The organism is Bradyrhizobium sp. Ses1 (assembly GCF_059512365.1).
Genome location: NZ_JCAMOQ010000002.1, coordinates 137535 through 150366 on the forward strand (window position 1 = coordinate 137535; position 12832 = coordinate 150366).

Sequence of the window (12832 nt, forward strand, 5' to 3'; positions counted from 1 at the left end):
CATTGCGAGCGAAGCGAAGCAATCCATCTCGCCACTTGCTGAGGCATGGATTGCTTCGTCGCTTCCGCTCCCCGCAATGACGGCGTCAATCCATCACGGCCGCAGGATCACGCGGTCTCGCGAGGAGCCGGCGACGGCGAAAAACGCTGATCGCGCCTGCTCCAGCGGATAGATCGCGCTCGCCTTGATCGGAAACGGCCTCAGGTGCCCGCTCGCAACTCCGGGGCCGAGTTCACGCAGCACAGCGCCGGTCGCAATCGACGACAGGCCCAGCGTATCAATGCCGACATAGGTGTGCTGACCGCGATAGAATTCGAGGATGTTGAACTGCACGATGCGGTCAACCGCCGCGATCAGGATCTGCCGCCCACGCAGCGCCAGAGATTTGTGCGCGGCCTGAAAATAGGGATCGCCAACCGTGTTGAAGACGATGTCGGCGCCCTTGCCGCCGGTGAGTTCGCGCACGCGCGCCGCCACATCGGTGCTTGAGGCATCGATCATCTCGACCTTCGCGTTGCTGTGGCCTTCGTAGGGCTCGCTCTTGCGGGCCACGCCGATGACACTCGCACCTTGCCAGGTCGCGATCTGCACCGCTGCCTGCCCGACCTTGCCATTGACGCCCATCACCAGCACGGTCTCGCCTGGCTTCGGCAGCCCGGCGCGGCGAAAGCCTTCGATCGCGGTCACAAAGGGCACGCCGATGCCGGCGGCCTCCTCCCATGAAATGCCCTTAGGTTTTTCCATCACTGCGTCTGCCTCGACCACGAGATGCGTCGCATGCGTGCCATCGCGGCGAATGCCGAGATCGCCGGACGAGCCGAACACCTCGCGCCCGATCCACCCCTCGGGCCCGTCGATGACGACGCCGGCATAGTCGCGGCCCGGCGTGCGTGGAAACACCGCGTAAGGCATCAGCCCGGTCGCGGCCTTCACATCGGATGGATTGACGGCGGCAGCCTTGATCTCGATCAGCACCTCGTTCGCGGCGCGTGAGAGCGCGTGTGTTTCCACGGTCGGCGCAAGCGCGGCAGGGTTGTCGGCTTTGGCCAGCAGGCGAACGCAGCGGGCTTGGATTGATTGGTTGCTTGATGTCGGCATTGAGGCGTTGGTCCGTTACGGGGGTTGGGTGGTACCAGCCCGTCATTGCGAGCGGAGCGAAGCAATCTACGTCTCCACAAGCGGCGCGATGGATTGCTTCGCTCCGCTCGCAATGACGGGAACCTACCCGATCATCCTGAGCTGCCAGTTGCTGTGCGGGTGAGAGTTACCCCCTCGGTCGCTTGTCGTAAACCCGTTTGGCCTTGCCGAGCGAACGCTCCAGGGTTTCGGGGGCGACGGCTTGAACGCGCGCAGTGATGCCGATCGTATTCTTGATGAAAATCGAGACCTTCTCGGCATGCACGGCAAGGCCGCTGCCGTCCCAGCTTTCGGGGCGGGCTTCGGCGAGCACCGTCATCTCGTCCATGCGGCCTTCGCGCGACAGCTCGATGATGAAATGGCCGCCGCACCAATCGGTCGCGAGCAGCGCCTCCTCGATCTGGGTCGGAAACACGTTGACGCCACGCAGGATGATCATGTCGTCGGAGCGGCCGGTCACCTTCTCCATCCGCCGCATGCCCGGCCGGGCGGTGCCCGGCAGCAAGCGCGTGAGGTCGCGGGTGCGGTAGCGGATCACGGGAAAGGCTTCCTTGGTCAGCGAGGTGAAGACCAGTTCGCCCTTCTCGCCGTCGGGCAGCACTTGTCCGGTCTCGGGATCGATCACTTCAGGATAGAAATGATCTTCCCAGATGTGCAGCCCGTCCTTGCTCTCCACGCATTCCTGCGCAACGCCGGGGCCGATCACCTCCGACAGGCCATAGATATCGGTCGCGTCCATGTCGAAGGCGTGCTCGATCTCGGCGCGCATCGCGTTGGTCCAGGGTTCGGCGCCGAAGATGCCGAACTTCAGCGATGATTGTCGCGGCTCGAGCCGCTGCCGCCTGAACTCGTCCAGGATCGCCAGCATATAGCTCGGCGTCACCGTGATGATCTCGGGCCGGAAGTCGTTGATGAGCTGCACCTGACGTTCGGTCATGCCGCCGGAGACCGGCACCACGGTGCAGCCGAGCTGCTCGGCGCCGTAGTGCACGCCGAGGCCACCGGTGAACAGGCCATAGCCGTAGGCATTGTGGATGATCATGCCGCGGCGGCCGCCGGCGGCGCGGATCGAGCGCGCCATCACGTCCGACCAGATGTCGATATCGGCCTGCGTGTAGCCGACCACAATCGGCTTGCCTGTCGTGCCGGAGGAGGCATGGACGCGCACCAGTCTTTCGCGCGGCACCGCGAACATGCCGAACGGATAATTGTCGCGCAGGTCGGTCTTGGCCGTGAAGGGGAATTTCGCGAGGTCGGAAAGCTCCCTGAAATCGGACGGATGCACGCCGGCCGCATCGAAGACGCGCTTGTAATGCGCAACGTTGTCATAGGCGTGCTGCAGCGACCATGCCAGCCGCTTGGTCTGCAGTGCCATGATCGCATCGCGCGAGGCGCCCTCAGTTTCGTCCATCTCAGCGCTGTAACCACTTCCCGTCGACTTGAGCTTTGGCACGGCCATGGCGCGTTTCCTTCGATCGTCTATTTTTGCTTGGTCTCGTTGTCCGCTGTCGGCAGCCATGAGCCGCCGATCACGCGAGAATGGCCACGAAATTCGGCGATCACATCATCGCCTGCCGTGACGCGGACGTCATATATTCCGGACCGTCCGTTGCGCGAGATCTCGCGTGCGGTGGCGATCAGGCGGTCGCCGAGCCTGCCGGGCCGGATGAAGGTGATGCTGCCTTGCGCGGCGACGACGCGTTCATTGTGGCTGTTGCAGGCAAAGGCGAACGCGGAATCGGCCAGCGTGAAGATGAAGCCGCCATGGGCGATGCGTTGGCCGTTGACCATGTGCGGCGCGATCGTCATCGCAAGCGTCGCCTGCCCCGGCTTGATCTCGACGATCTCCATGCCGAGGCCCTTGCTGGCGTCGTCCTCCTTCCACATCGCCTCGGCGCAGGCGCGGGCGAGGTCCTCAGGCGAAAGCGTGGCCTTGACGTTCACGTTCAACTCCCTGTCGGCGGGCCCGTTACATGGGCCTCTTGGCATGATTTGTGAGACGCGCTGCCCTACCTGTCAACGCGACTTGAAGCTCTATACGTGGTCGTAATCGACCACGACCTTGTCCGAGCACGGCCGCGCCTGGCAGGTCAGGATGAACCCGGCCTGCAATTCCCACGGCTCCAGCGAATAGTTCAGCTCCATCTCCGCCTTGCCTTCGACCAGTTTGGCGCGGCAGGTCGAGCACATGCCGCCCTTGCAGGCGAAGGGCAGATCGATGCCCGCACGCAGCGCCGCGTCGAGGATGGCTTCACCGTCCGCAACCGGCACCTCGCGCCGCTTGCCGTCGATGATCAGCGAGGCCAGCGCCTTCGGCGGTGCGCCCGGCTCCACGATCTTTTTCGGCCGCGGTTTGCCGCCGAACTCGGAGACGAAGCGCTCGACGTGGATCTTGTCATCGCCGAGGCCAAGGTCGCGGCAGGTCGCCGCGATCTCCTCGTTCATCCCGATCGGGCCGCAGATGAAGACGTGATCGACACTTGCCGCCGGCACCAGTGAGCGCAACAGCACCCTCACCTTCTCGCCGTCGAGCCGGCCGTGCAGGATCGGAATGTCCTGCTCCTCGCCCGAGATGACGTGGAACAGCGAGAACCGCTGCAGGAAGCGATCCTTCAATTCCTCCAGCTCTTCGAGGAACAGCATGCCTGAGGTCGAGCGGTTGCCGTAGAACAGGAAGAAGCGGCTTTGCGGCTCGCGCGCCAGCACGCCCTTGACGATCGACAGGATCGGGGTGATGCCGCTTCCCGCGGCAAAGCCGACGTAAATCCGGGCCTCCTCCGGCGCCGGCGCGACGCCGAAGCGGCCGGTCGGCGTCATCACATCGAGTTCGTCGCCGGCTTTAAGGTCTTCCGCCGCCCAGTTCGAGAACGCGCCGCCATCGACCTTCTTCACGGCAATGCGCAATTCGCCATCATCAGGGCCGGAACAGATCGAATAGGATCGGCGTACTTCCTCGCCGTCCAGCATGGTGCGCAGCGTCAGATATTGACCAGGCGCAAAGCTGTAATCGCTTGCGAGTTCCTTCGGAATCGCAAACGTCATCGATATCGCGTCCGCGGTCTCGCGGCGCAGGTCGTTAACGGCAAGGCGATGGAATCGGGGGGCGAGTGACATGGTCAATGACACTTGAAATAATCGAATGGTTCGCGGCAACTCCTGCAGCGCCACAGCGCCTTGCAGGAGGTCGAGCCGAATTCGGACAGCAATTCGGTGTCTTCGGACCCGCATTGCGGACACGCCACCCGTTGCCGGCCGAACAGCGCGCGGCGTGAGCTGCCGGGCAGCGGCGGTGCGATGCCGTACTCCTTCAGCTTGCGGCGGCCATCCTCGCTCATCCAGTCGGTGGTCCAGGCCGGCGATAGCACAGTGCGGATCTTCGGGCCGCGAATGCCCTCGCGCTCGAGCGCCAGCTCGATCTCCAGCGCAATCACGTTCATGGCGGGGCAGCCGGAATAGGTCGGCGTGATCGCGATTTCGACCCGCCCGTCCTGAACCGCGACATCGCGCAGCACGCCGAGATCGGCGATGGTCAGCACGGGAATCTCGGGATCGACCACCTGTGCAGCCGCGTCCCAGGCGCGCCGGCGCAGATCGGCATTGCTGATGACAGCGCTCACCATGTCGCCCCCGGAAAGGTTCGCTGCAGCGACTGCAATTCGCTGAGGAGATGGCCGAGATGCTCGCTGTGCCGGCCGCTGCGGCCGCCCTGCTGCATCCAGTTGCTCGCCGGCAAGCGAAGCGTCGCCTCGTCCACCACAGCGGTTATCGTCTTCAGCCATTGCGGATGCAGCAGCGCCGGGTCGACTGCGATACCGGCATCGATCAGACCGCGCTCAGAGTCGTCGACGGCGAACATCTCGCCGGTGAAGGACCAGAGATCCTCAATCGCCGTCTGTGCGCGGCGATGGCTTTCCTCGGTGCCGTCGCCGAGCCGGATGATCCATTCCGACGAATGCCTGAGATGATAGGCGCTCTCCTTCTCGGATTTCGCCCCGATCGCCGCGAGCGTCGCATCCTTCGACTGCATCATCGCACGCCAATAGAGATCGGCGAAGGCGGCATGGAAGAACTGCCGCACCATGGTGCGCGCGAAATCGCCGTTCGGCTGCTCGACCAGGAGGAGATTGCGGTACTGCCTGACGTCGCGCAGATAAGCGAACTTGTCCTCGTCGTTGTCCTTGCCCTCGACCTTGGCGGCGTAGCTGTAAAGCTCGCGCGCCTGTCCGAGGAGATCGAGCCCCATATTGGCGAGCGCCATGTCCTCTTCGAGCGTTGGCGCGTGTCCGCACCATTCCGACAGACGGTGGCCCAGGATCAGCGCATCGTCGGCGCGCCGCAATGTGTAGAGCACGAGCGGCGTTTCGGAGATTTGGATGTTGGCGACGGCCATAGCGATCCACCTGCTTGTTCAGTCGTCATTGCGAGGAGCGAAGCGACGAAGCAATCCACGTCTCCGCAAGTGGCACTATGGATTGCTTCGCTTCGCTCGCAATGACGGCTACATATGTCCGACTTCCTCGGGCACGTCGTAAAACGTCGGGTGCCTGTAAATCTTCGACTCCGCCGGTTCGAACATCATGCCCTTTTCGGCCGGGTCGGAGGCGGTGATCGCGCTCGACGGCACCACCCAGATCGAAAGGCCCTCGCCGCGGCGGGTGTAGATGTCGCGCGCGGCCTGCAGCGCCAGCGTAGCGTCGGCGGCATGCAGCGAGCCGACATGCTTGTGCGCAAGCCCGTTGCGACTGCGGATGAAGACTTCCCAGAGCGGACTATTCGGCGTGGCCATCTCGGCCTCCTTTATTCAGCAGCCTGCGCGAACTGCCGGCGCCTGCGCTTCTCGGCGTAAGCGGCCGCCGCCTCGCGTACCCAGGCGCCCTCGTCATGCGCCTTACGACGCGCAGCGAGACGATCGCGGTTGCAAGGGCCGTTGCCCGCGAGCACCTGCTTGAATTCGGCCCAATCGATCGGGCCGGGCACCCAGTGGCCGGCTTCGTCCTGCTTCATCTCGGAGTCGGGAATGGTGAGGCCGAGGAACTGCGCCTGCGGCACGGTTGCATCGACGAATTTCTGCCGCAGCTCGTCGTTGGAGAAGCGCTTGATCTTCCATTTCGTCGAGGTGTCGCTGTGCTGGCTCACCTTGTCGGGCGGGCCGAACATCATCAGCACCGGCCACCACCAGCGGTTCAGCGCATCCTGCGCCATTGCCTTCTGCTCATCGGTGCCGCGGCACAACGTCAGCATGATCTCGAAACCCTGGCGCTGATGGAACGACTCCTCCTTGCAGACGCGGATCATCGCCCGCGCATAAGGGCCATAGGAGCAGCGGCACAGCGGGATCTGGTTCATGATGGCGGCGCCATCGACCAGCCAGCCGATGGTCCCGATGTCGGCCCAGGTCATCGTCGGATAGTTGAAGATCGAGGAATACTTCGCCTTGCCCGTCAGCATCGCGTCGACGAGCTCTTCGCGCGAGGTGCCGAGCGTCTCGGCGGCGGCGTAGAGATAAAGCCCGTGGCCGCATTCGTCCTGCACCTTGGCGAGCAGCGCGGCCTTGCGGCGCAGCGTCGGCGCGCGCGTGATCCAGTTGCCCTCGGGCAGCATGCCGACGATTTCGGAATGAGCGTGCTGGGAAATCTGCCGCGTCAGCGTCTTGCGATAGGCCGCGGGCATCCAGTCGTTCGGCTCGATGCGCTCGTCGGCATCGATGCGCGCCTGAAACGCGGTGGCGCGCGCGGCGTCCTCGACATTGCGGTCATCTGCGTCAGACGTATTCAGCGTCTGCGTGTACATGCCCGACCTCCCGAATTTTTATTGTCTTTGATCTATATCAAAATTCTAATTCTTGCAAGCATTCTTGTAATATATTTACGCATCCTCGAACCGCCGTGAAAGTTCCACGCCGGGCTTCGGCAGCGGCCCATCCTCAGTGGTCGCATGCCGGTCAAGCCATTGTTCGGATAAGGCCAGCACGCCGCGATAGATTTCGCCGCAGAGCTTTCGCGCTGCACTCCCCGGCCAGTCCTTCGGCAATAGCGCGCTCGGCAGCAGCGGATCGCGCAGCACCACGCGGCGGTAGTAATGGATCAGGAGGATGCGGGCCGTGAACGCGTCCGCGTCGGTGAGTTCCTCTCCACGCGCGAGCCAGCCGCGCAACGGCTCGAACGTCCTGATGAATTTCTGATAGGCATCCGCGGTGCGATCGAGCGGCCAGCTCTCGCTGAGCAGCCGCCGCCCGTTTTCATCTTCGGCCGAAACGTCCAGACGGATGGCGCTAGCGGCCTCTTCGGGGATCGGCACGCCCGACGGCGCGACCCACACGCCCGGCAGCGGACTGCCGAAGCCGGCGTTCTTCAGCGCCTCGCGCGCGGCATCGCGATCCTCGCCATTGCCGATCAGCAGCAGTTCGAAACGCCCGGTCCAGTCCGGCGGCGGCGGATCGTAGATGTGCCTGGTCGCGGTGTCGAAGGTTTGCCGGCCCCTCTCATTCAGTCGGTAGAAGCTGTTGCGGCCGACCTTGTTGCGCTCGAGCCAGCCGTCGGCGGCGAGCCGCGACATCGCGGTGCGCACCACGCCGCCGTCGATGTCGAGGAAGGCGAAGAAATCCAGCAGCGTGCCGAGCCACACGCAGCCGCCGCGCGGGACGATAGCGTCGCCGAACACGGTGATGACGATGGAGCCGGTGCGCGAGGGCTCGCGCTTCAACTGGTCGATGATGCGGTCAAGCGGCTGCGGCATGCGTCCACGCATACCGCGTTTCGCGTTGGGGCGACAATGGTGGCTCTGCTCCCTCGCCCCGCTCTTGCGGGGCCGAGACGAGCACAGCTCGCTCTGAGAGGGCTGGGGTGAGGAGCCGCCTCCGCAAATTCGATATTTCTGAGTGCGCGGAGACTCCCCTCACCCGGATTGCTTCGCAATCCGACCTCTCCCCGCAAGAGCGGGGCGAGGTGGGAACCTACCGGTTCGGATCCGGATAAACCATGGCGCGCCAGCCGCCACGATCGAACGGCGCCCACTCTCCTTCGCGCTGCGCCAGCCGGTCGGCGACCGCGTAGACGGCGGCGGGATGGTGGCCCATGCCGCAATGGCTGCTTTCGACCTCGATGCTTTCCGACATCGCCGAGGCCTGCTCGCGGCAGCCTTGCCAGGCGCAGATGCCATCGGTGCGGCTGAAGATCGCCGTGGTCGGCACCGGAGGCGCGCTGGCCAGCGATCCACCGAAGCGCGGGTCCTCTTCCTCGGCGCGGCGGCCGCTCGCGATCTCATAGACCTGCCAGGCGTTGGTCGATTTTGGCCCGGCCGCAAAGGGGCTGCCGAGCGTGATCACCTGGCGCACGCGCTCAGGCATCATCTTGGCGAGTTGGCGAGCATAGAGGCCGCCGAGGCTCCAGCCGACGAGCGAGACCTTGCGGCCATGGCTGTCGTTCATCTCCTGCACGAGATCGACCATCGCCTGCTGCACGCCCGCGCGCAGGCCGAGATTGCGGCCCTGGCGCCAACCGCTGACCGCGCAGCCCTTGCTACTCAGGAACTCGCGCAGCGGCCGCGTCGAGAGATCCGATGCGACGAGGCCGGGCAGCACCAGCACCGGATGACCATCGCCGCGCGGCGCGAGGCTCAACAGCGGCAAAGCGCCGAGGAAGGCGCCGAGTTCGTGGATGGCGCGCCCCTCCAACAGCATCAACGTCCTGGACGGCGGGCGAAGCGTCTCTGCGGCAAGGGGCACGGCATCTCCTTCCCGCCGGCCTTCGCATTGCGGCAGCCGGCCAACGGATCAATACGCAATTAAAGCTAGGGAAACGGCTTTCTACTTTCAAGCTAACCAGATCACATAGATGACAACAAAAACTCGCGTACCCGATCGGTCACACCAGCCGCAGCAAATATTCGATGGTGTACAAGATCAATCCGGCAAGGCCGCCGATCAGCGAACCATTGAAGCGAATATATTGCAGGTCCCTGCCGACGTTGATCTCGAGCAGCGAGATCAATTGCTGCATGTCCCAGGCCTTCATCTGATCGGCGATGAAGGTCGAAACGCCGCTCTTCTGATCGGCGACCACTGTCCGCAGGATCGCGACCAACCCCTCGTTGATCTCGGCGCGCAGCTCAGTGTCGCCGGCCAGCGCTTCACCCGCCTCCACGAACATCCTGGCCAGATACTGCTGCAGGACCTGCGTCTCTCCAGAGGCGCTGCGTTCGATGAAGTCCTTCAGGTTCGACCAGATGTTGCGCGCGAGGCCTTCAAGTTCCGGCCGCGCCAGCAGATCGCGCTTCAATCGGTTGATGCGATCGGCAAAGGCACGATCGCTGCCGAGCCGCTCGACGAACGACAGCAGCATGCGGTCGAACTCGCCGCGGAACGGATGCTTCGGATCGTCACGGACTTCCTCGAAGAATTTCGTCGCGGAGGCGATGATCCGGTTCACGACGAATTTGTCGGCGCGATAGAGCCTCAGGAGCGTCGGCATTTCCGCGCGGACCTTGTCGCGGATGACAGCCATGGTCTCCTTCGTCGTCAGCGTCTGGTGCAGGACGCGCAGGATGTCGTCGAGCAGGCCCTCGTGCTTTCCCTCCTGCACGAAGCCGCGCAGCGTGCCGGCGGCAAGCGGCGCCAGATCGATCGCCAGCAATTGCGCGGTGACGCGGCGGCTGACGAACTTCATCAATCCCGAATTCTCCGTCGCCGAGAACGCCTCCGGCAACAGACGCAGCAGAAAGCGAGCGAGATCGGTCGAGCGCTTGCGGTCCCGCAGCCAGTCGGCGATGAAAGCGCCGAAATCGATCTCGCGCAGCTTGGCCTCCACCGGCCCTGCTTCGAGGAAATTCTTCTCGATGAATTCGCCGAGCTTCTCGGCGATGCGGCCCTGATTGCTCTGGATGATCGCGGTGTGCGGGATCGGCAATCTCAAGGGACGCTTGAACAAGGCGACCACCGCATACCAGTCGGCGAGCCCGCCGATCGTCGCCGCTTCCGCAAAGGCTGCGATGAAGCCGAACACGGGATGCACCGGCAACAGCCCTTTCGCGACGAGGAACAGCACGAACGTCGCAACTAATACCCCGGTCGCCAGCCACTTCACGCGCCGCAACTCCGCCGCGCGGATCGCGTCGGCGGGAGTGGCGATGGTGAAGGTGGCGGGAAGGGTCATGACAGCTCAACGACAGTTGGTTGGCTGCGATCATATCGCGCCACACCCGCCGCCGTCATGGCCGGGCTTGTCCCGGCCATCCACGTTTCGGTGCATGCGGCAAGAAAGCGCGTGGATGCCCGGGACAAGCCCGGGCATAACGGAGCAACAAAAAAGAAGGCCCGCAACCGGCGGGCCCTTCGGAAAACCAGAGTTGGCAGGCCTGCCGCGATCAGGCCGTCTTGTTGTAGACCTTGGCGAAATTGTCCTGCGCGGACTTCGCACCTTCGGTGACGAGCTTGCCGACATATTCGGTCGCAGACTTGGCCCGCGACACGAACACTTCGCCGCGCGCACGCACCAGGTCCGACTGGATCTGCACCGCTTCGTTCAGCGACTTGGCGGAAGCCAGCTTGTCGATACCGTTGAAGAACGCTTCCGCGTCCTGATAGATCGCCTCCTGGATATTGCGGCTGATCTTGGCGGCCTCGGAAACCGAACCGGCAACGGCGGATTCGATCACGGCGGTCACCTTTTCCGAGCCGGCGTGCAAGTCTGCGGCACGAACCTTGGCGGTCTCGGCCTGCTTCTTCACGAACTCACGGGCGGCTTCCGGCACTTCCAGGTTTTGCAGCTTGGTAAAAGCTTCGGTCACAGGCGCAAAGGCCTGCTTGACGCTATCAAAAACGGAATTGGTCTCGGTGGTCATAGGGTCTCTCCATCCTCGGTTAGAGCTATGGGCTCACCCCGTCCAAATCTGGCCCAGGGCGTCATCCTTATGCCATGGTTAATGGTGCATCGCAATATATATGTTGCGGTGCAATATCACAAATCTGTGAACAGTCGTAATATCGGGCGAATTGCCCGTCAGGCAGGCTGCAGGCTGGTCAAACCTGCGGCTCGACCGCCCCCGGCAGGCCGTAGGCCTCCATCTGAGCCCGGACCTGCGCCACATTGTGCCCGAGCACCACGATGTCGTGGGTCGCGCCGGCGACATCCCGGACATGGTCGCGGAGCAGCGCCTCGGCCCGGAAGCCGAGGCCCTCGAACAGGGCAATCGCGCTGCGCTGGTCGACCGTCATCTGCACCGACAGCTTCTCGAGGCCAGCGCTGAGCGCAATGGCAAACGTCTCCTGCGCCAGCGCCCGCCCCACCCCCTGCCCGCGGACGTCCAAGGACACCACCATCCGGATCTCGCCGACATGGGGCGACCAGGAGTGACGGTCGCGCACCAGCGTACCGCAACCGATCACGACGCCATCCCTCAGCGCCAGCAGGCTCATGATGTCGCCGCGGTCGATGTCGTTGAGCCACGCCGATAGCACCTTCGGCTCGCTGATGTTGCGCGGCAGGAACAGCAGATCATGCGTCGGCAGCTTTTGCGCGAAAGCCAGCACCGCGGCTTCGTCGGCGCGCGACATCAGACGGAATTCGATCTCGCCGGCCTCGGTCTTGACGCGCCGTGGATAAGGACGTGTCTCACTCATGTCGATCGCTGCCCCAGCCAGGAATCCAGTTTCGGCCACAGCCGCTTGATCGCATTGGCGCCGGCGACCAGGCTGACATGGCCACCTTTGAGGACCACCTCCTCCTTGTCGGTCGAGCCGACTTTCGCGATCAAGTGTCGCGCCGCCTCATAGGGCACGATGTGATCGTGCTCGGCGACAGCGTGCAGGATCGGCACCTTGACGTTCGCAAGCTTCGCCGGACGCCCGCCGACCGACATGGCGTCGTTATAGAGCTTGTTGTCCCACATCAGGTCCTTGGTGATGGTCCGGAAATAGTCGCCGGCGAGCGGCAGCGTGTCGGTCGCCCAGCGGTCGAACATCCGGTACGACTTCACGAACTCGTCGTTCCAGATGTTGTCCCAGAGCTGCACCTGGCTTGCCGCGCGCGAAGCCGGCCGCAGCATCTCGAACGATGACAGGATCAGTTCGGGCGGCATGTTGCCGACGCTATCGATCAGGCGGTCGACGTCGAAATAGCGCCGGTCGGCGAAATTCGAGAACAGCGTCATCTCGCGGAAGTCGATCGGCGTGGTGAAGCAGATCAAATTCTTCATCGGCCCGTCGTGGAAGATCGAGCCATAGAGCAGCGACAGCACGCCGCCGAAGCAATAGCCGATGACGGAGACATCGGTCTCGCCGCAATCCTGCTGCACCCGGCGAACACAGTCCGGAATGAAGTCGAGGACGTAATCCTCCATCCTGAGATTCTTCTCTTCCGGTTTCGGCGCGGTCCAGTCGAGCATGTAGACGTCGTAGCCGCGCCTGAGCAGGAATTCGATGAAACTCTGGCCGGGCACCATGTCGAGGATATAGCCGCGATTGGTGGTGGCCATCACGATCAGGACCGGCACGCGATAGATTTCATCCGCCAGCGGTCGATAGTGGTAGAGCTGCATGGTTCCACGGCTGGCCAGCACATCCTTTGGCGTAGAGCCGAGCGCAGGACCCGAGGTCGAGAAATATTCGACACCCTTGATGCTGCGCTGGATCGCCCGCTGCACCTCGGATTGAATGCGCTCCGCGATCGACGCTGCGTCGATCCCCAAGGACGCGTTCATC

General features: G+C 63.7%; 14 protein-coding genes. All 14 read right to left on the minus strand.

What is annotated here, in order from left to right; genetic code table 11:
* Positions 1-93: 93 nt before the first annotated feature.
* The 14 genes from AC5ZG5_RS03605 to AC5ZG5_RS03670 all read right to left on the minus strand — a co-directional run bounded on the left by AC5ZG5_RS03605 (position 94) and on the right by AC5ZG5_RS03670 (position 12831).
* Positions 94-1098, minus strand: coding sequence for a quinone oxidoreductase family protein (locus AC5ZG5_RS03605; protein ID WP_456641051.1), 1005 nt, complete (start codon positions 1096-1098; stop codon positions 94-96).
* Between the two features lie 166 nt (positions 1099-1264).
* Positions 1265-2596 (minus strand): phenylacetate--CoA ligase PaaK, encoded by a 1332-nt coding sequence (gene paaK / locus AC5ZG5_RS03610; protein ID WP_456641052.1) that lies wholly within the window; start codon positions 2594-2596, stop codon positions 1265-1267.
* 20 nt (positions 2597-2616) lie between these two features.
* The gene (paaI, locus tag AC5ZG5_RS03615; RefSeq protein ID WP_208819865.1) at positions 2617-3081 is read right to left on the minus strand and encodes a hydroxyphenylacetyl-CoA thioesterase PaaI; all 465 of its coding nucleotides are present in this window, start codon (positions 3079-3081) and stop codon (positions 2617-2619) included.
* A gap of 90 nt (positions 3082-3171) precedes the next feature.
* The gene (gene paaE / locus AC5ZG5_RS03620; RefSeq protein ID WP_456641053.1) at positions 3172-4251 is read right to left on the minus strand and encodes a 1,2-phenylacetyl-CoA epoxidase subunit PaaE; all 1080 of its coding nucleotides are present in this window, start codon (positions 4249-4251) and stop codon (positions 3172-3174) included.
* A 2-nt stretch (positions 4252-4253) separates the two neighbouring features.
* Positions 4254-4757 (minus strand): 1,2-phenylacetyl-CoA epoxidase subunit PaaD, encoded by a 504-nt coding sequence (gene paaD / locus AC5ZG5_RS03625; protein ID WP_456641054.1) that lies wholly within the window; start codon positions 4755-4757, stop codon positions 4254-4256.
* A complete protein-coding gene (gene paaC, locus AC5ZG5_RS03630) occupies positions 4751-5527 on the minus strand; it encodes a 1,2-phenylacetyl-CoA epoxidase subunit PaaC (RefSeq protein WP_456641055.1) in 777 nt (258 codons plus the stop codon). Before paaC ends, paaD begins: the two co-directional genes overlap by 7 nt.
* A gap of 108 nt (positions 5528-5635) precedes the next feature.
* Positions 5636-5923, minus strand: coding sequence for a 1,2-phenylacetyl-CoA epoxidase subunit PaaB (gene paaB, locus AC5ZG5_RS03635; RefSeq protein ID WP_027581720.1), 288 nt, complete (start codon positions 5921-5923; stop codon positions 5636-5638).
* A gap of 11 nt (positions 5924-5934) precedes the next feature.
* A complete protein-coding gene (gene paaA / locus AC5ZG5_RS03640; RefSeq protein ID WP_456641056.1) occupies positions 5935-6927 on the minus strand; it encodes a 1,2-phenylacetyl-CoA epoxidase subunit PaaA in 993 nt (330 codons plus the stop codon).
* A gap of 75 nt (positions 6928-7002) precedes the next feature.
* Complete coding sequence (paaX, locus tag AC5ZG5_RS03645; protein ID WP_456641057.1) at positions 7003-7872, minus strand: phenylacetic acid degradation operon negative regulatory protein PaaX; 870 nt, start codon at positions 7870-7872, stop codon at positions 7003-7005.
* Positions 7873-8089: 217 nt separating this feature from the next.
* The gene (locus AC5ZG5_RS03650; RefSeq protein ID WP_456641310.1) at positions 8090-8815 is read right to left on the minus strand and encodes an esterase/lipase family protein; all 726 of its coding nucleotides are present in this window, start codon (positions 8813-8815) and stop codon (positions 8090-8092) included.
* Positions 8816-8999: 184 nt separating this feature from the next.
* A complete protein-coding gene (locus AC5ZG5_RS03655; protein WP_456641058.1) occupies positions 9000-10286 on the minus strand; it encodes a DUF445 domain-containing protein in 1287 nt (428 codons plus the stop codon).
* A 211-nt stretch (positions 10287-10497) separates the two neighbouring features.
* Positions 10498-10974 carry a phasin gene (locus AC5ZG5_RS03660; protein WP_208819848.1) on the minus strand — a complete coding sequence of 159 codons (477 nt, stop codon included), beginning with the start codon at positions 10972-10974 and terminating at the stop codon, positions 10498-10500.
* Between the two features lie 178 nt (positions 10975-11152).
* Positions 11153-11752 carry a GNAT family N-acetyltransferase gene (locus AC5ZG5_RS03665; RefSeq protein WP_130226601.1) on the minus strand — a complete coding sequence of 200 codons (600 nt, stop codon included), beginning with the start codon at positions 11750-11752 and terminating at the stop codon, positions 11153-11155.
* A complete protein-coding gene (locus tag AC5ZG5_RS03670) occupies positions 11749-12831 on the minus strand; it encodes an alpha/beta fold hydrolase (protein WP_456641311.1) in 1083 nt (360 codons plus the stop codon). Before AC5ZG5_RS03670 ends, AC5ZG5_RS03665 begins: the two co-directional genes overlap by 4 nt.
* Position 12832 lies beyond the last annotated feature (1 nt).

Coding starts and splice junctions, on each gene's coding strand:
- paaA (WP_456641056.1), bottom strand. CDS start 6,927: ATGTACACGCAGACGCTGAATACGTCTGACGCAGATGACCGCAATGTC.
- AC5ZG5_RS03655 (WP_456641058.1), bottom strand. CDS start 10,286: ATGACCCTTCCCGCCACCTTCACCATCGCCACTCCCGCCGACGCGATC.
- paaE (WP_456641053.1), bottom strand. CDS start 4,251: ATGTCACTCGCCCCCCGATTCCATCGCCTTGCCGTTAACGACCTGCGC.
- AC5ZG5_RS03665 (WP_130226601.1), bottom strand. CDS start 11,752: ATGAGTGAGACACGTCCTTATCCACGGCGCGTCAAGACCGAGGCCGGC.
- paaD (WP_456641054.1), bottom strand. CDS start 4,757: ATGGTGAGCGCTGTCATCAGCAATGCCGATCTGCGCCGGCGCGCCTGG.
- paaB (WP_027581720.1), bottom strand. CDS start 5,923: ATGGCCACGCCGAATAGTCCGCTCTGGGAAGTCTTCATCCGCAGTCGC.
- AC5ZG5_RS03660 (WP_208819848.1), bottom strand. CDS start 10,974: ATGACCACCGAGACCAATTCCGTTTTTGATAGCGTCAAGCAGGCCTTT.
- AC5ZG5_RS03605 (WP_456641051.1), bottom strand. CDS start 1,098: ATGCCGACATCAAGCAACCAATCAATCCAAGCCCGCTGCGTTCGCCTG.
- AC5ZG5_RS03670 (WP_456641311.1), bottom strand. CDS start 12,831: ATGAACGCGTCCTTGGGGATCGACGCAGCGTCGATCGCGGAGCGCATT.
- AC5ZG5_RS03650 (WP_456641310.1), bottom strand. CDS start 8,815: ATGCTGTTGGAGGGGCGCGCCATCCACGAACTCGGCGCCTTCCTCGGC.
- paaC (WP_456641055.1), bottom strand. CDS start 5,527: ATGGCCGTCGCCAACATCCAAATCTCCGAAACGCCGCTCGTGCTCTAC.
- paaX (WP_456641057.1), bottom strand. CDS start 7,872: ATGCCGCAGCCGCTTGACCGCATCATCGACCAGTTGAAGCGCGAGCCC.
- paaK (WP_456641052.1), bottom strand. CDS start 2,596: ATGGCCGTGCCAAAGCTCAAGTCGACGGGAAGTGGTTACAGCGCTGAG.